The 16771-nt window shown below is 48.1% G+C and carries 18 protein-coding genes and 1 pseudogene; 17 read left to right on the top strand and 2 right to left on the bottom strand.

The genetic code is table 11. The features are described 5' to 3' along the window. Positions 1 to 225: 225 nt before the first annotated feature. The 7 genes from PUT07_RS19845 to PUT07_RS19815 all read left to right on the top strand — a co-directional run bounded on the left by PUT07_RS19845 (position 226) and on the right by PUT07_RS19815 (position 4522). On the top strand, positions 226 to 696 hold the full coding sequence (locus PUT07_RS19845) for a hypothetical protein (RefSeq protein ID WP_274470119.1): 471 nt from the start codon (positions 226 to 228) through the stop codon (positions 694 to 696). 330 nt (positions 697 to 1026) lie between these two features. Continuing rightward, positions 1027 to 1257 (top strand): helix-turn-helix domain-containing protein, encoded by a 231-nt coding sequence (locus PUT07_RS19840; RefSeq protein ID WP_274470118.1) that lies wholly within the window; start codon positions 1027 to 1029, stop codon positions 1255 to 1257. 150 nt (positions 1258 to 1407) lie between these two features. After that, positions 1408 to 1659 (top strand): helix-turn-helix domain-containing protein, encoded by a 252-nt coding sequence (locus PUT07_RS19835; protein WP_274470117.1) that lies wholly within the window; start codon positions 1408 to 1410, stop codon positions 1657 to 1659. Between the two features lie 253 nt (positions 1660 to 1912). Further along, entirely contained in the window at positions 1913 to 2296 is a 384-nt protein-coding gene (locus tag PUT07_RS19830; protein WP_274470116.1) for a hypothetical protein, read from the top strand. 228 nt (positions 2297 to 2524) lie between these two features. Further along, positions 2525 to 2788 carry a hypothetical protein gene (locus PUT07_RS19825; RefSeq protein ID WP_274470115.1) on the top strand — a complete coding sequence of 88 codons (264 nt, stop codon included), beginning with the start codon at positions 2525 to 2527 and terminating at the stop codon, positions 2786 to 2788. A gap of 543 nt (positions 2789 to 3331) precedes the next feature. Continuing rightward, the gene (locus tag PUT07_RS19820) at positions 3332 to 3781 is read left to right on the top strand and encodes a GNAT family N-acetyltransferase (protein ID WP_274470112.1); all 450 of its coding nucleotides are present in this window, start codon (positions 3332 to 3334) and stop codon (positions 3779 to 3781) included. A 159-nt stretch (positions 3782 to 3940) separates the two neighbouring features. Then, a complete protein-coding gene (locus PUT07_RS19815; RefSeq protein WP_274470110.1) occupies positions 3941 to 4522 on the top strand; it encodes a dienelactone hydrolase family protein in 582 nt (193 codons plus the stop codon). A 153-nt stretch (positions 4523 to 4675) separates the two neighbouring features. Here the strand turns inward: PUT07_RS19815 and PUT07_RS19810 are convergent, their stop codons facing one another. Then, on the bottom strand, positions 4676 to 5035 hold the full coding sequence (locus tag PUT07_RS19810; RefSeq protein ID WP_274470109.1) for a winged helix-turn-helix transcriptional regulator: 360 nt from the start codon (positions 5033 to 5035) through the stop codon (positions 4676 to 4678). A 152-nt stretch (positions 5036 to 5187) separates the two neighbouring features. Between PUT07_RS19810 and PUT07_RS19805 the strand changes: the two genes are divergently transcribed. The 4 genes and pseudogenes from PUT07_RS19805 to PUT07_RS35630 all read left to right on the top strand — a co-directional run. After that, on the top strand, positions 5188 to 5919 hold the full coding sequence (locus PUT07_RS19805; protein WP_274470108.1) for an NADPH-dependent F420 reductase: 732 nt from the start codon (positions 5188 to 5190) through the stop codon (positions 5917 to 5919). A 446-nt stretch (positions 5920 to 6365) separates the two neighbouring features. Next, a complete protein-coding gene (locus tag PUT07_RS19800; RefSeq protein WP_274470107.1) occupies positions 6366 to 6809 on the top strand; it encodes a GlcG/HbpS family heme-binding protein in 444 nt (147 codons plus the stop codon). Between the two features lie 1221 nt (positions 6810 to 8030). Continuing rightward, positions 8031 to 8258, top strand: coding sequence for a hypothetical protein (locus tag PUT07_RS19795; protein WP_274470105.1), 228 nt, complete (start codon positions 8031 to 8033; stop codon positions 8256 to 8258). A gap of 268 nt (positions 8259 to 8526) precedes the next feature. After that, positions 8527 to 9243 (top strand): annotated as a pseudogene (locus PUT07_RS35630) (HD domain-containing protein); the annotation flags it as partial. Between the two features lie 50 nt (positions 9244 to 9293). On the opposite strand, the gene PUT07_RS19785 reads toward PUT07_RS35630, so the two are convergent. After that, positions 9294 to 9752 (bottom strand): Lrp/AsnC family transcriptional regulator, encoded by a 459-nt coding sequence (locus tag PUT07_RS19785; RefSeq protein WP_274470104.1) that lies wholly within the window; start codon positions 9750 to 9752, stop codon positions 9294 to 9296. Between the two features lie 277 nt (positions 9753 to 10029). Here PUT07_RS19785 and PUT07_RS19780 point away from each other — a divergent pair, with 277 nt between their 5' ends. From PUT07_RS19780 to PUT07_RS19755, 6 genes are all read left to right on the top strand, one after another. Continuing rightward, a complete protein-coding gene (locus tag PUT07_RS19780) occupies positions 10030 to 11415 on the top strand; it encodes an amidohydrolase family protein (RefSeq protein ID WP_274470103.1) in 1386 nt (461 codons plus the stop codon). Positions 11416 to 11445: 30 nt separating this feature from the next. Next, positions 11446 to 12441, top strand: a complete 996-nt coding sequence (locus PUT07_RS19775; protein WP_274470102.1) for an aromatic ring-hydroxylating dioxygenase subunit alpha — start codon at positions 11446 to 11448, stop codon at positions 12439 to 12441. 202 nt (positions 12442 to 12643) lie between these two features. Next, on the top strand, positions 12644 to 13729 hold the full coding sequence (locus tag PUT07_RS19770) for an ABC transporter substrate-binding protein (RefSeq protein ID WP_274470101.1): 1086 nt from the start codon (positions 12644 to 12646) through the stop codon (positions 13727 to 13729). A 23-nt stretch (positions 13730 to 13752) separates the two neighbouring features. After that, positions 13753 to 15129, top strand: a complete 1377-nt coding sequence (locus PUT07_RS19765; protein WP_274470100.1) for an amidohydrolase family protein — start codon at positions 13753 to 13755, stop codon at positions 15127 to 15129. A gap of 11 nt (positions 15130 to 15140) precedes the next feature. Further along, positions 15141 to 15863, top strand: a complete 723-nt coding sequence (wrbA, locus tag PUT07_RS19760; protein ID WP_274470099.1) for an NAD(P)H:quinone oxidoreductase — start codon at positions 15141 to 15143, stop codon at positions 15861 to 15863. A 57-nt stretch (positions 15864 to 15920) separates the two neighbouring features. After that, positions 15921 to 16754 carry a creatininase family protein gene (locus PUT07_RS19755; protein WP_379240083.1) on the top strand — a complete coding sequence of 278 codons (834 nt, stop codon included), beginning with the start codon at positions 15921 to 15923 and terminating at the stop codon, positions 16752 to 16754. The last annotated feature ends 17 nt before the right edge of the window (positions 16755 to 16771 follow it).

The following is a 16771-nucleotide window of genomic DNA, read 5'->3' as shown; positions in this document are numbered from 1 at the left end:
GGAAGCACTGTCGCCAGTGTATCTTCGCCTTTAGGAACAGGGAGTAGGCTTAGGCCGCCGCGGCGATGCTCTTTTTTTCATTAAACGACGGGGAACTTTAGTTCAATTAATAAAGCTGCAGCCGGATCTGAGGATCTGCTGCAGCTTTTGTTGAAGTAAAGGGCAGAATAATTCCAATATGCGGTATTATAAATGGTGAATAACAAGCACTGGAGGACATCTTAATTGAAAAAAATTATTATAATAATTCTTTTATTAGCGACCATTATGGGGATATCGTTCTATTACATCTTCACTCAAGCCAAAGATGCGTTTACCATTGATTCCTCACATGAAATGAGGGAATCGGCAGCTACTGAGTTAGTTAGTACCGAACAAAAGTATGGATTTAGGCTAGTCAACGTAAGTGATAAAAAAATAAAACTCTTAAATATCGAATTACAGGGCTTTGTAGGCATCACGTTAAACAATCTCACAATTGACGGAGAACCATTCATACCCCAATTAATACCCAGTCACAGATATTATATGAGTAATGGTGATTGGTCTACCAACAGCCAGGGTGTAAATATTGAATATCTCGCAAAAATTATGAATGAATCGATAAATAACCCCGAAAGTGTGAAAATAACGTATTCATACATGGGAGTTAAGCATAGACAGATAGTAAGAATGCCTGGAACGTCATTACGCTAAGTCACAGGAATTCCTTGATTTCCCAGTAGTAAATCCTGAATAAAGTGTTATGCTTAACGGGAGTCGTGGAACAGACGCCCTGGCTTTAAAAAAGCATGGAATCAGGTCAGGGGATGCATACCTTGGCTTTTTTTATTTTTGTGACTTTTGGCATATCGTGACCCACGAGTACCATTGTTTACGAAAATATTTGCAATTTGCGTTGTTGCATATGCAGGCGGAGAACTATATCAATCAAGACATGACGGCAGCCAGCTAGATAATGATATGCTCCCCTTACGGTAGACAGGTGAAAAAATAAAACCTGTTTGTTGTAAGGGGAGCTTTTTCATGGCTAGAGGAAAATATAACGCGCTAGAGAAACTCAATATACTTGAGGAAGTGTCAAGGGGAGAGATTGGCTCTCTAGCTGCTGCTAAGAAATATGAGATTAACAAAACAACTTTGATGAAATGGCAGCGCCGCTACAAGCTGTATGGATCTGAAGGTCTGAAGAGCCGTACACATAACCAAAGTTACAGCGCTGAACTTAAAACTCCAAGCGGTGAAGGATTATCTTGAAGGAGAATTATCTCAGTACCAGATCATTGAGAAATACAAGATAGCTAGTACGAGACAACTTTCCGACTAGATTAAGAAGTATAATGGTCATAGCAGCTTAAAAGCCTATAAAGGGGAAGCAAAAGCTATGACAAAGGGTCGTACTACAACGTGGCGGAACGGATAGAGATTGTTCAGTATTGCCTGACCAATCAGCATGACTATCAAAAAACAGCGGGACAATTCCAAGTCTCCTACCAACAAGTGTATCAATGGGTAAAGAAGTTTGCCGATGGTGGCCAGGATGCGTTAAAGGATGGCCGGGGCAGAAAGAAAGCCCCTGAAGAGTTAACGGAGGCTGAGCAACAGAAACTCAAGATGAAGCAGATGGAGTACGAAATTGAGCGCTACAAGCAAAATTAAACGGCCTTAGTTCGATGGAATTCAGGAACAGGGCCGCCTAACTGTTTTTATTATTTGTACTGTCTACTTGACGGGGGGCTGTTCATAATCGGTTGCCGTTTTCTCAGCTAATAGTTCAAATTAGAGAGAATGAATAATATAGAAGATGCTTTACCTTAAGTACGATGGCAGAATCCAATCAATCATTTCTACACGATTGTCCGTTTCTAATTGTTCTTATCCCCCATACCTTGTGTTGAGGGGGTGATGAAAGATGGCAAATCCAGTTTTCATTGGTTCCAATTGTCTCGCTAAAATAGGAAATCAATTTTTTTTAATAGCAGAAATTGAAGCTAAAGTACCAGGTGTTGAGATTGACCCGTTATTTGCTATTAGATCGACTGCACAACAAGCGCGCCGTCTCATACGTGCTGGTGTAATGCGCTGTAAAATTCAAAATACTACTCCGAGACCGACTCGAGGTAAAGAAGTTGAGCTGAAGGGTGTTTTATTTGCGAATGGGCAAATATTTTCTGTATTTGATATTGAAAATTCTACCGATGAAGCGGTGCTTGTAAGAATCAACGTGGCTCAGGCACAGAAACTAATAAGTAAAGGGGCACGCATTATTAAAGTTATTCGGCGTCCTTTTACTTAAAAAAGTAATCCTAAGACAGGTCAAAGATTATACACGCGGCGAAGCCACTCTTGTCAAAAGTGGCTTCTTTTCTTTGATAACTTGGCTAACGGAGAACGATAACCCAATAACCCATACATTATGAGGATGCCGGCGCAAATGGCAGCCTTTCGTTCACCTAACGAGCAGTAATCCTCAAATTAAGTTAAAATGAATTGGACCGTTCTAAGTGAAAATGGAGGATTGTTTGTGAAACAAACCCGTCATGAGGCAGCCATTGAGCATCTGAAGATAGCTATTTTTTCCGAAAGAAATTCACAATGTAGAGAAGCAATAAATAATTTGGATTATCATTTTATAAAGGCCAATGATGTTCAAGTTTTAAAAGATAATTATTTTAAATTAATGGACATTACCTTACGAAATAAAATACTTGGAGTTTTAATGCTTAATGAGATTGGACTAAAGCAATTTTTTTGGAGGCATATAAAAAAGAACGATACTTGGATATGAAGTTGAAAGCAGTTCGTGGCTTAGCGAATTACGCAACAGAAACTGAAGTTGAGCAAATCATGGAACACTTCTTGAAGCTGTTAATGAAACGACCAGAGAATACACCTTACAACTATCAAGAATATGAATTTATCCGTTCTTCCTGTGGACTCCCGTATTTAATAAAAAATTACGGATATTCTTGTTTTGAATAAGCTCTTAAACAAGAGGAGAAACAGAATAATGAGATGCCAGAAGCATTTAAGGGTCATTATACTTTTGATGAAGACGGTAATCTCATAGAGCTAAGAAATCCAGATGAAGTAAAAGCGATGATGAGTAATTTCTTTTGTTCAAATACATAGCTGAACGAATGATTGCGCTAACGGAGAACGATAGTTCAATTATGGGAATCACAGGCACCGGCAACGATTGGCTGCTGTTACCCGTTGGAGTAATTAGAGTTAAGTTCATACAAAGTGACTTGCCATGGCCAAGATATACAATCACCTGTAAATTTTATTTTAGATATTGTAATGATTCAAAGAATTGAGGCGTTTAAACGTGAAAGAAAACAATGTCAGGGAAATTCGAGAAACTGATTATCATGATATTTATTTGCTAAATCAAGACTTTAACCCGAATCTACGTGTATTTACGGAAGAGAGAGTAAGAGCGAAGATTGAAATCATTACAAAGAAAACTAAAGATATCATCTTTGTTTACGAACAAGACACTGAGGTAATAGGATATATTCATGGAAGCCCGTATGAGTTACTTTTTTCCGACTCTTTATTAAACGTTCTGGGTTTTGTTGTTAAAGAAAGTTACAGGAATCAGGGTATAGGCAGTATCTTGATTGATCGCCTGGAACAGTGGGGGAAGGACAGTGGATATTCTGGAATAAAACTGTTATCCCACCCAAGTCGAATTCATGCTCACAGGTTCTATGAGAGACGAGGCTATATGTTTACAAAGGATCAAAAGAATTATATAAAAAAACTCGAAGACTAAACTAACGGGACACGTTAGTTCAACGATCTAGAGCAGAATGCTGCCTGCGCAACTGCTCCTTCTGTCTTTAAGCTAGCGGGCAGGATAACGACAGTAAGAAAGCGATATCTATGATGAGTAAAATTTCCATCATTTTTGGGTCTTAGAAGGAGAAGAGAAATGGCAGAGATTCTTTTATTGCACCACGCATTGGGACTGACAAAGGGTATTAAAGCTTTCGCCGACAAGCTCAGAGGGGCGGGTCACACTGTTCATGTTCCTGACCTTTTCAGCGGTCATTTGTTTACCACTATCGAGGATGGCATGGCCTATGTCAAGGAGATCGGCTTCGAAGAGATAACCGAGCGAGGTATACGTGTGGCTAGTGAGTTTCCACGTGAGATCGTCTACGCGGGGTTTTCGCTCGGTGTGGTTGCGGCCCAGAAGCTCGCTCAGACTCGTGAAGGCGCTCGTGGTGCATTGTTGTTTTACTCTTGCGTTCCGACCTCGATGTTCGGATCTCCCTGGCCGGCGGAACTGCCAGTGCAGATTCACGGCATGGACGCAGATCCCAATTTCGTTGATGAGGGCGACATTGAGGCGGCACGCGAGCTCGTGACGACGGTCGATCACGCCGAACTCTTTTTGTACCCGGGAAATCAACACTTGTTCGCAGATAGCAGTTTGCCGTCATTTGACATTGACGCGACAACGCTGCTGTTGCAGCGTGTACTCGAATTCCTCCGGCATTTGGATGCCTGAGCGTTTGTTTAGGAACAGTTGCTTTCATGCGGGTAGCCAGTTAAGCTAACTGGGAACGATAGTTCAGCGATCCAGGAGCAGTTTGCCGCCGCGGCAACTGCTCCTTCTGTCATTAAGCTAAAGGGCAGATTAATTTAAAAATACCCATTATGATTAATCTAATTTATCTCCAAACTTCTTTCCGAATTCCTCCATTAGATCAATAATTGGAATCAATTGCTCCCCTTTTGATGTTAATGAATACTCAACACGCGGTGGCACCTCGGGATAAACTTTGCGATTAATTAAGCCATCCGCTTCTAATTCTCGAAGTTGTTTTGTTAGAGACCCTTGCGAAATTCCCCATAAAAGAGTCTTGATTTCATTGTATCGATGCGGTTTAAACTTTAAAAACCAAAGAATCAGATACTTCCAACGTCCTGAAAGCAGGTTTTGGGTATAGGCAATGCCATATATTTCTCTGTGATCCTTCTTACATTCTTCATTAAATCCATCTTTGTTTATTCTAGACACTCGTTACCACCTCATTCTGCTGTTAGGTACAAAAATAAGTACTATGTCATTATTTATTGCCCTCTTCAAAAAACTGAGTAACGTATATATAGTAGTGCATGTATACAAATTACTCAATCGGGTCAATTTTAATGGAAATAGGAGGAATGAAAATGAGATTTGGAATTATAGGTGCAGGACCAATTGGATCTAATATTGCGAACAAATTGGTTGAGAATGGACATGATGTCAAGATTGCAGATGCTCGTGGAATTGAACGCTTGGAAGGAAAAAAACTCACAGGAACACCTGTGATCGTAGAAGATGTAATTAAAAATATTGATGTTCTTATAACATCTATCCCTTTCCACGCACTGCCAAGCATTCGTAACGTTGTAGATAAAGTTGGGGAGGAAGTTGTTGTTGTCGACACTTCAAATTATTATCCTCAATTGAGCGGTAAAATTGAGGAAATTGAGAACGGAATGGTAGAAAGTGTTTGGGTATCCAATCATTTAGGTAGACCTATCATTAAAGCTTTCAACAATTTTCTAGCCTATACGTTAGAACATCATGGAACTCCCGAAGGAACTCATGGACGCATTGCTATAGCGATTGCTGGTGATAACCTGTCCCATAAACAAATAATCATGGGTGTCGCAAATGATCTAGGCTTCGACGCCGTAGATAGTGGTTCTTTAAGCGATTCGTGGAGACAACAGCCAGGAACCCCTGCGTACTGCACAGAACTTACAAAAGAGGAATTAGCCATAGCATTAAATAAAGCGAATAAAGAAAAAGCTCCATTTCTGCGTGATAAGGTGATGGAAAAGCTGTCAACTTCTCAAGGTGCGGTTTCAATTCAAGATGTTATTAAAGCAAATAGAGAAATATACAATTATTAAGTTAGAAGCCCTTATTGAGGAATTGACATTCAACTAATGGGACACGATAGTTAAACAATGAAGTGCTGCCGCGTGGCAGCACTTTGCCCATTAACGGGTGGATTTGTTAGACTCTGGAACATAAATGGGACAACATAGTTTTAGATTATAGAGGTGAATTGAGAATTGAATTGTTTGACATTATACTGGGATCATTGCATTCGTAGATATATCAGGGGGTTTTTGAACATTATGGGATTAGTTTAATGTCATTCAAACGTGACAGTAAACTATTCCCTTTATCCGTTTTTGACAGTAAAATAGTACCTTTAACTGCGGCGGATCATTATTGATATTTCCACTTTTCGTTGAGAATACTGAATTAATTTATTATCGCTGTTACATGTTCCCAATTTGGGTGATGACCCATAAAATAGGGTAGCATCGAAACCCAAGGAGTGAATGATTTGCTTACATTGGAAATTGCCAAACAACTGCTCGCGGTTGCGGAACAGAAAGCCCGTCAAATGGGACTCGCCTTCGATATTGCAATCGTCGACGCCGGGGCTAACTTGGTCGCCTTCCACCGGATGGATCATGCCCGGATCGCCGGGATCGAAATCTCCAAGGGGAAGGCCTGGACGAGTGTAGCCATGCAAATGCCCACGGCTAACTTAGCTCAGTCGGCGCTCCCCGGCGGTCAACACTATGGGGTCAACACGACGAACCAAGGAAGGGTCACCATCTTAGGAGGCGGCATCCCACTCGTCCGTGAAGGTATGATCGTTGGCGGCATCGGCGTCGCCGGGGGTACCATGGCGCAAGACATGGAAGTGGCCAATGCCGCCGTTCATGCCTTCGCCGCTATGCATGCTAATCCTCCCAAGGGTACCGCCCGGACGTTTTGGTAAACCCGTAGTAGGAATAGAATAGCAGTACAAAAGAGAAGTTCGTCTACCCGGCGGCTTCTCTTTTGCTAGTCTGTGACGGGGGAGGATGGTATGATCGAATAATGAAATGGATCGGTGGTCTTAATACCAACAAAGTAATGTATAGCGACATCAAACTGGGATCATTGAATAACCTTTTGCGTAACCCCATCGTACCGAGGCGCTCGTTTTTTTACAAAGCTGAAATTTATCCATCTACAGGAATCTAACGGGACACGATAGCTTCATCTCATCTGGCAGCTGTCACTGAGGATAGCCTGTTGAAGTAATAGGCAGATTCAACAACAGAACGTCCAATCGGGTGGGGGAGCGGCCGCATATCCTTTATAGGAAAAATAACCGAAAGGATGAGATGGCTATGCGCAGAAACATTTCCGGCTGCCCACTCCCAAAACCGATAACTCTGGCGGCTCGACTTGCCCCGTTTGTCGGCAAGATCGTTACAGTCGTTACTCCCGGTTTAATCCGGACAACAGGAGTGTTATCAAACAACTCAGCGAGTGGTTTCACAGTGGGGTCCTTGCGGGTGCCGTTTGCAACATCATTCTATATCTTGCTGCCGGTGCGGGGGAGGCCACTCCTGCCGTTCAATGTGAATGCGAGGGCTGAGGATCTGGGCGAAATCGGAGGGCAGCTTGTGCAAGTCGGTCGCAACTTCGTAGAGTTAATACAGTCACGCGGCAGTGTGTCCACGTTGTTTCCGCTGAATTTGTTTACAGAGGTCCAATGTGAGCCTATCGGTGATGAGTAAGTTGAACGGCGCTTGCCTAAGGCAGGCGCCGTTTTTTATGGCGATTTGATTAAACTTCATTCACCTTTAAGTAACCGGATAAAAGTTATTACTAACTTATTTGCACGACGTTCGCACACTGATCTTAGTGCGGTAATGGATCCAATCGTGTATTATCGTTGACTGACGTCACTACGCTAACGGTCAGATTACGTTAATGAATTATGTTTAATTCAGAGCTATTATATGGTTTGCAAAAAGATACCCATACACCAAACACTTTTTTCTAAGTGTCCAGTGTATGGGTACCATTTTATCTCTCTTCTTTGCAATTAAATAGGGAGTTTAGACGGGTCAAAACCTTGAGGGAATATTTCTTCAAAGTGATCTTTTTTCTCGTATAGGTTATACCAAGTATCTGCAATGAGCTCTGGGTCTCCAGGAGTTCCGGGTTGAGTCATGGTTCCGATGGAGAGATGACCGACAAATACACCTTTTTCTTTCAACTCATTGTGCAGGTTTGGAGCATAATTACGTATACCGGACAATACAATTCCGACATTCCCGGGATTTCACAAAGGAAGCACGGAGGACCGAATTCGTTCCCCTTAAGGGCTAAGACCCATCCGCTAAACGCGATCGGTCTCCACACCTTGGACAAGTATAGCGAAGGATTGTAAGGGTAGTGACCCGTAGAGTCATGGGAGGGTGAACGCCAAGGGATTAGTGGAGTATGCGTGCAGTAGAAGATAATTGGGGAATATTTCCTGATAGTCCTCTATTTCCGCATGCCCAGCCCGCCACCTCAACCGGGTTCAACTGTGCTCTACCCTAAGATTGATCAGATCAAAGGTGATGAAGTCCTGCGAATGAGTGAGTATATGTGAGATAAACCCTTAAAACCGAGGGACGGGGAACGATAGCTGAATAGAGATACCACGGCAGCCTAAACTGCAGGTCAAAGTCGTGAGAATCCGTAAGGTGCTGCCGGAGGACGGCGTCCAGATGACGGAGTTCATCCGTGCGGCACCGGTTAGTCCGATGGATCTCATTCATACGATAAATGGCGTTATGGCAAGCATTACGAATGAGGCGGTGAAATCGATCGTCTCTTTCTGTATGAACAAGGCAGGGGAGAAGCTGAGCCATTATCCGGCCGCCAAAACGCATCATCATGCGTATTTCGCAGGTCTTGAGTATCACATTGTGCGCATGCTGGAAATCGGCGAGTTCATTTGCAAGCAGCGTTCGTTCCTGATCCGAATCTGATTAAAGCGGGCATCATTCTGCACGATATCGCTAAGCCGGAAGAGATGATCGCCCAGTTGGGCATCGTCGCGGAATACAGCGTGCAGGGCAAGCTGCTTGGCCATATCTCGATGGCGTCGAACTGGATCACGGAAGCGGCTCTGCACCATGGGCTGGATCTGCAGTCCGACGTGGTGATCGGACTGCAGCACATCATGCTGTCCCATCACAACTTGCCGGAGTGGGGGAGCCCGGTGCCGCCGCAGATTCCGGAGGCCGTCGCCCTGCTTATATCGACTCGATGGATGCGAAGTGCAGATGGTTGAGGATGTGTTGCAGGTAACGCCGGAGACGGATGCTTGGACGTCGATGATTCGCGGATTGGAAAATAAGGCAATGTATCGTTTGAACTTATAGTTGGAAGCCGCCAGGAGAGCCTGGCGGCTTTTTTTATGCTCTGGTGCAAGCTACAACTCCAACCCCGTCCCCTGCTTGAAGCGCTTGATCACAACCTGCGTATTCACGCGAACGACCCCGTTCAGCTTGTAAATATGCCGGTACAGAAAATCCTCCAGCGCCGCATCGTCCTTCAGCAGAGCATGCATGTGCAGGGAGCTGGTTCCGGTCATCTGATAAATCGAGATGACGTTGGCGTCCTCCGCAAGCGCGTTCCCTACCTCTTCGGCAAAGCGCGGCTCCACCTCGACTTCGAAAAAGGCGCTGACCACTTTGCCCAGCTTCGTCGCATTCAGACGAATCGTGAAGTTCTCGATGACCTCGTTGTCGATGAGATTCTCGACTCTTTTCTGAATGGCAACGCGTGAGAGATTGAGCATTTTACCGATTTTGGCATAGGAGAGCCGGCCGTTTTCATGCAGCAGTTTAATGATTTCCTGATCGACTTGATCGAGGTGAGGTAGGTCCACGATGTAACAACTCCTTACATAGAAAATATATACACTTGGTTACAAAACCGTGAAAACAATGAAATTTGAGCGGCGGTTGGTAAGAATTCTCGAAACTGTTAATCAATTATTCTGTAAAAGTGCCATAAACGTTACGACTTGTATTGTTTTCATTTACAAACCGGTTTGACGGCGATGGATTGTCGCTTCTATAATCATGTTAATTAACATAACACATAAGAATAAATTTTTGAACAATGTAATAAAAAATAACATATGGAAAGACGGTGGTAAACGGATGAGCGCCAAACTGATTTACAATGGCACGATTTTGACGATGAATGCGGCTAATCAAATTTTTCAGAAGGGCTATGTGTATATCGAACACGATGTGATTGTCGAGGTGGGAGCCTGGTCTCCGGACGACCGTCTCGACCGCTTGAAATCGCAAGCCGACTACCGATATGACGCTGCAGGCAAAGTTGTCATTCCGGGCATCGTCAATGGTCATACCCATCTGTTCCAAACGTTCATGAGAGGCGTGTCCGACCATTCCCCGCTAGCCCAGTGGCTGAAAGAGATCATCTGGCCGATGAGTCTGGCGATGGAGCCGGAGGATTTTTATTTGGCCGCATTAATCGGCTGTATAGAGAATCTGAAGTCAGGCGCCACCTACATCATGGATCATCACTACATTCATACGTTTCCGGAAAATGATGCCGGCGTGCTGCGGGCGATGGCGGACTCCGGCATTCGCGGGCATCTGGCCAGAGGCGGCTCCGATATGTCCGGTGAGGTTCGGCTGCGGGAGACCGAGGAGCAAATATTCGGCGGCACGGACCGCTTGCTGGACGAATGGGAAGGAGCCGCTTCCGGCAGAATCAGCATTGCGCTAGGCCCGCTCAATCTCTATGGCTGCTCCCGTGGCTATTTGGAGCGGGCGGCGGTGTTCAGCCGGGACCGCAAGCTCATTACCCACGTGCACGTAGCGGAAACGAGCGAGCAGATCGAGAACACGATGGCCCGGTACGGATTGCGCAATCTGGAGCTGCTGAACGAAGTCGGACTTCTCGGCAGCCAAACCCAGGTCGTGCACGGGGTATGGCTCGATGACGGCGAGCTGGAGCTGATCCGGGACAAGGGCGCTTCCGTCATCCATTGTCCGGTGTCCAACATGTATTTAGCTTCCGGTGTAGCCCGAGTTCCCGCCATGCAGCGCATGGGCATTAATGTCGCCCTAGGGACGGACGGCCCCGGCAGCAACAACTGTCAGGACAATCTGGAGGTGCTGAAATTTACCGCTTGCCTGCACAAAGTGAATGAGCTGGACGCGACGCTGCTGCCGCCGATGGACGTGCTGCGCATGGCCACGGTTAACGGCTCCAAAGCGGTGGGCCGAAGCGCGGACCTGGGCAGCCTCGAGCCTGGCAAGAAGGCGGATGTCGTGACCGTCGATATGATGAAGGCGCACATTAGTCCAGTACACCGGGCCTCTTCGGCGCTTGTGTACAATGCGAACGGCAACGACGTCGATCTCGTTATCGTCGGCGGTCAGGTGGTTGTCGAGCATGGGCGCTGCACGCAGGTCGATGAAAGGGAGATTTTGCAGAGAGCGCAGGCAAGAGTCGATACGCTGCGCGCCAAGCTGGCGGGATCGTATCCGATTTTCGCGCTGATCGATTAATTTCTTACTAATAGAGGAGGATGATTTGTTATGGTCTTACAACGTCTGCATGATCCGGTACTTGAAAATGATTGGCACGCGGTACACCTGGCCTCCGAGCTGAAGGATCAGCCGGTGGGGGTTATTATTTTAGGCGAAAGAGTCGCCATCTACCGCTCCAGCCAAGGCGTCCACGCCATACAGGATCTGTGCATTCACCGGGGAGCTATGCTTTCCAAGGGTTGGGTGCAAAATGATGTGCTCGTATGCCCTTACCATGGGTGGCAGTACGATTCATCCGGTCAATGCGTATGCATTCCGGCGCAGCCGAGGGGCGAGAAAATTCCGCCAAGAGCGAAAGCGCAGCTGTACCACTGTCAGGAAAAGTACGGCTTCATCTGGGTGTGTATCGGCGAGCCCGCGGCGCCATTGCCTCATTTTGAGGAGTTCGCCAACCCGGATTACCGTCCTCTGCCATGCGGTCCCTACAAGGTGGCGGCAGCGGGAACGAGGGTCATCGAAAATTTCACGGATTTCGCCCATTTAATGTTCGTTCATCAAAATTTGCTCGGACACCCCGATTATGCGGAGCTGCCTGATTTCCAGGTGGTGAAGGAGAAGGAACGGATATATATCGAGAACATTCCGATCTTCCAGCCTGTCGCCCACTCAGGTTCGGATAAAAGCGAAGGAACGACTTATGTGTATATGAAAGAAGTTTACCGTCCGTTATCGGCGCGTTTGTCCAAGGCGGACCCGAGCAACGGCCAGACGCTCTGGATCATGCTGACCGTGCTGCCCGTTGCGGCGGAAGCATGCATCGTTCATATGATCGTATCCCGCAACTATGCGTTCGATGTGGATGACGCCAATTTCATTCGATTCCAGGATACGGTGTTCGATCAGGATGCCAAGGTCATCGAAACGCAGAAGCCCGAGCTGCTTCCGTTGGATCTTCAAGTGGAGCTCAACCACAGAGTAGACCGTTTCTCCATTGCATACCGCCGTTGGCTGCGCGAGTTGGGGGTTAAAGTGGGAATTATTTAGAAAACGATTAATGTTCGTGTTTATATCATATATAATGCGTTATTTACATATAAATCTTGAAAAAGTAATAAGAAGACGTACTTTTATTGTGATTAAACACAAAACGTTAGCATCTTCGTTGACGGTCGCCGGCGTTCGATTCTATAGTTGACTAAAGACGCAAGGACTTTGCAGAAATAACCAATATGGAGGGGATGTTCATATGAAATTATTGAAAGTTTCGAATCCGTCAGCCGCCAAGCGCCCGGTATTCCTGTCCGTCAGCTTCATCCTGATTTCCAGTCTGCTCGCAGCCTGCGGAAGCGGAAGCGCCCCAGTTTCATCGCCGGCCGCAGCGCCGACCGCAGCACCGGTCACGGCATCGGCAGCATCGGCCGCCCCATCCACGGCGCCTAAGGCGGCTGTGCCTGCAACGCTCGTGCTCAATTGGTTCGCCGAGCCGGAACACGGCGGGAATTTTGCGGCGCTGGCCAAAGGATATTACAAGGAAGCGGGCTTCGATATGACGCTGATGCCGGGCGGACCGCAGGTGTCTTCGACACAAATCGTAGCTTCAGGCAAAGCGCAGTTCGGGATGGCCAACGGAGATGACATTCTGGTTGCCAGACAGGAAGGCATTCCGATCGTCGCGATTGCAACCTCCATGCAGAAGAGTCCGCAAGCGTTGTTCTACCACAAAGATTCGGGCGTGAAGGATTTCGCCGATCTGAACGGGCGCAAAGTATATGTGGCCTCTACAGCGAGCTTCTGGCAGTTCATGAAGAAGAAATACAAGCTGGACACCGCCCAGGAAATGAAATATACAGGTCAATTAGTGAATTTCGTTAGCGATAAAACAGCGCTCACCCAAGGATACGTAACGAGCGAACCGTTTACGCTGGAGCAGCAAAAGGTTGAATACGGCACGCTGCTCAATGCCGATTCCGGGTACAACATCTATGCGGGCGTCTACTTCACAACGGAGAAAATGATCGCCGAGCATCCGGACCAGGTGAAAGCCTTTGTCGAGGCGACAGTCAAAGGCTGGGATTACTACAAGGATCACTCCGATGAGATCAACCCGAGCATCCAGGAGAAGAACCCGGATATGGGCCTTGATATGATGAAATTCAGCGCTGCCAAAGAAATGGATTTCGTCTTCGGAGGCGATGCGGTGGCCAAAGGTACGGGCATCATGACCAAGGAGCGATGGGAAGAGGTTCAAAAGCAATTAGTCGATGTAGGCGTTTTGAAATCGGCAGAAAGCATTGACAAGGTGTTTACGACACAATTTTTACCTAAAAAATAAGAAAAGCCAGGGAGGGGACGCCGTTGACAGCTGTAGCGAATGTGGATTTCGTGAATGTTCGATTGCCCATGGAGGATGAGAGGCAGCTGTATCGCCTGTCGATACGAGACGGGGTATGGACGCAGATCATTCGGCAGGATGGAGCCGCATCCCCTCCCGAAGCCGTCTCGCTAGACAATATGAAGCAGTTCCAGGGAAAGGCGGGGATGTTTGAGGTCATCGACCTTGAAGGCAAAATGCTGCTTCCCGGCTTCGTCGACGCTCACATGCATCTGGACAAAGCGTTCTCGCTCGCTTCGGTGGGGAATCGCAGCGGCACGCTGGAAGAAGCGGTGCTCAATTATTCGCAGGCATCGCCTGCTTTCACGAAGCAGGACATCAAAGCCAGAATCATGCGTTCGGCGATGCAGGCCTTATCCTTCGGAACTACGCATATTCGTACGCATCTCGATTTCAACCTGCGCGTATCCCGGGAAGTTGCCTTGCGAACCATTGAGGCTGCGCTGGAAGCGAAGGAAGCTCTCGCTTCCTATGTGACGATTCAGTTGTTTCCGATGTGTCCCTACAACTTCATGAGCTTGGATGCGGAGGCGATTGAAGAAGCTTTGAGAATGGGCGTGGACGGCATCGGCGGAGCGCCGCATTTGTCGATCACACCGAAGGAAGATATCGATTACGTGTTCAAATTGGCGGAGAAATATGACGTGCCGGTCGATCTTCACTGCGATGAGACGGATAATCCGGCGATGCGCACCGTTCTGCATATCGCGGAGAGGACGAAGTCGCAAGGGTACGAAGGACGGGTCACCGTCGACCATTTATGCGCGCTGGCTTCTATGACGGATGCCGACGCTCACGGCATTATCAACCGGATGGCCGATGCCCGTCTGAAGGCTGTTTCCCTGCCGGCCGTCAATTTGTATTTGCAGGGCCGGCATGACAGCTTCCCGGTGCGGCGTGGTGTAACGAGGCTGAAGGAAATATGGGAGGCGGGGATTCCGATAGCCGTCGCTTCCGACAATATACATGATCCGTTTCATCCGTTCGGAAGAGGGGATCTGCTGCAAATCGCCTTAATCGGCTCCTATGCCGCACATATGGGGAGGCCGGACGACCTGCGAACGCTGCTGCGGATGATCACCGACGTTCCCGCCCAGGTGCTGGGATTGACCGGCACCGGCATACAGGCAGGCCATGAAGCAAGCTTCGTCATTCTGGACGGAAGTACGCCGGAAGAGATCTTTACGATGCTGCCGGAGCGCAGGTGGGTGTACAGCCGGGGGCGTTGGGTGCGCATAGCCGCAGCCAAAGCGGAGTGGCAGGACAGTCAGCTAGCCCGATATTGGCAAGAGGCCGCCGAGAAAGTATCCTTCCACCAACATGAATTTGTGAAAGGGTGAAGCAAACTCCCATGGCTAACCTGCTCGTTATTTATTACAGTGCTTTCGGTCATGTCTGGCAGATGGCGCATGCTGCAGCCGACGGTGCCGGACGGTCAGGCGCGCATCGCGTCCGGATCGTCCGCATTCTCGAAATGGCATCCCCGGCGAACCGGGTCATTCGGCGGGAAAAGGACGAACCGGCCAATTCGGCGGTATTGTCCCGCCAATTCCGTTTGACTGACCGGTATACCAAATATGAAGCTGCACAATCGCTGCAGCAGCATATCCCTTATGCAACGAATGACGATCTGCGCTGGGCGGACGGGATTCTCTGGGGCTTTCCCACGTACTACGGCTCGATGCCGGCGCAAGTGAAGCTGTTTCTGGAGCTGGCGGGCGAGCTGTGTGTGGAAGGCGCCTTAGAAGGGAAGCCCGCAGGCATTTTCAATTCTACGGCTTCGATTCATACGGGGCATGAAGCGGCTATTTTAACGTCCATGGTGCCTTTATTTCATTTCGGCATGATTTTCGTCGGGCTCCCGTATTCCGAGAATCCGGAATATTTGACGGCGGACGCTATCGGCTGCTCGCCCTATGGAGCCTCCACACTCGCGGGACCCGACAGCTCGCTGACGCCTGACCCGAGGGAGCTGGTCATGGCAGCTCGTCTGGGAGAGCGGGTTGCGGACGTAGCCGAGGCTTTGCGGCTGTTTCGGGAGAGCGGAATTTCCGGTAAAACGGAGGAAGGTTGACCATGAAGATCCGTTCTTGCAGCCCGAGACTGGATCTTTTTCATACATGTAAGGGAGGTGCTTGGGTTGTCATTTCAACGTTATACAGGCAAAGCGTGGGACCGGCATTTTTTCCCCCGGTTAAGCAGAGTGGAGGTTGCCGGGCTGCCCAAAGACGACGCCTTGCTCGTCTTGCCGGTGGGGGCTGTCGAGCAGCACGGTCCGCACATGCCGGTGTTTACCGACACGTTAATTTCGGAAGTGTTGCTGACCAGCGCGTTTGAGCAGCTCCCCATGGACGCGAACATTTGGCTGCTGCCGGCCATTCCATACGGGAAGAGCACGGAGCATCTTGGGGCTCCGGGGACGATCACCTTGTCCGCAACGACGTTGATGGCCGTCGTGCTCGATATCGCCAAGAGCCTTGCCGTCAGCGGCTTTCAGAAGCTTGCGCTCGTGAACACGCACGGAGGCAACGCCGATCTGCTCAATATGATGAGCAGGGAGATCCGCATGGAGACCGGCCTGGCTGTATTCAGGCTGGATCCGGGCGGTCTTGGAGGAGCCGACGAGTGGATTACGCCGCTGGAGAAGCAGGCCGGGATTCATGCCGGTGACATGGAGACGTCGCTGGTGATGTCGGCGATTCCGCACTGGGTGCATATGGAAGCGGCACCGGCCGAATATCCGAATTATCCCGGCTCCCGGTACCTGATGCTCCGGCAGAAAGCCTTCGCCTGGGTGATGGACGATCTGTCCCATTCCGGTATTTCCGGAGATGCGACACAAGCCTCCTGTGAGAAAGGTTATGCCATGACGGCGGCTTACGGAGAAATGATCGCCGAAGCTTTGCTTGAATTTCAAGCGTTTGATATGAAGTCGTTGAAGCAGGCTCTTGTCCAAAACCAATAGTAGGAGATGATTGATAT

Source organism: Paenibacillus sp. MAHUQ-63 (genome assembly GCF_028765165.1).
In the GTDB taxonomy this organism is placed as follows: Bacteria; Bacillota; Bacilli; order Paenibacillales; family NBRC-103111; genus Paenibacillus_E.
This window is presented reverse-complemented; position numbering and strand designations above follow the sequence as displayed.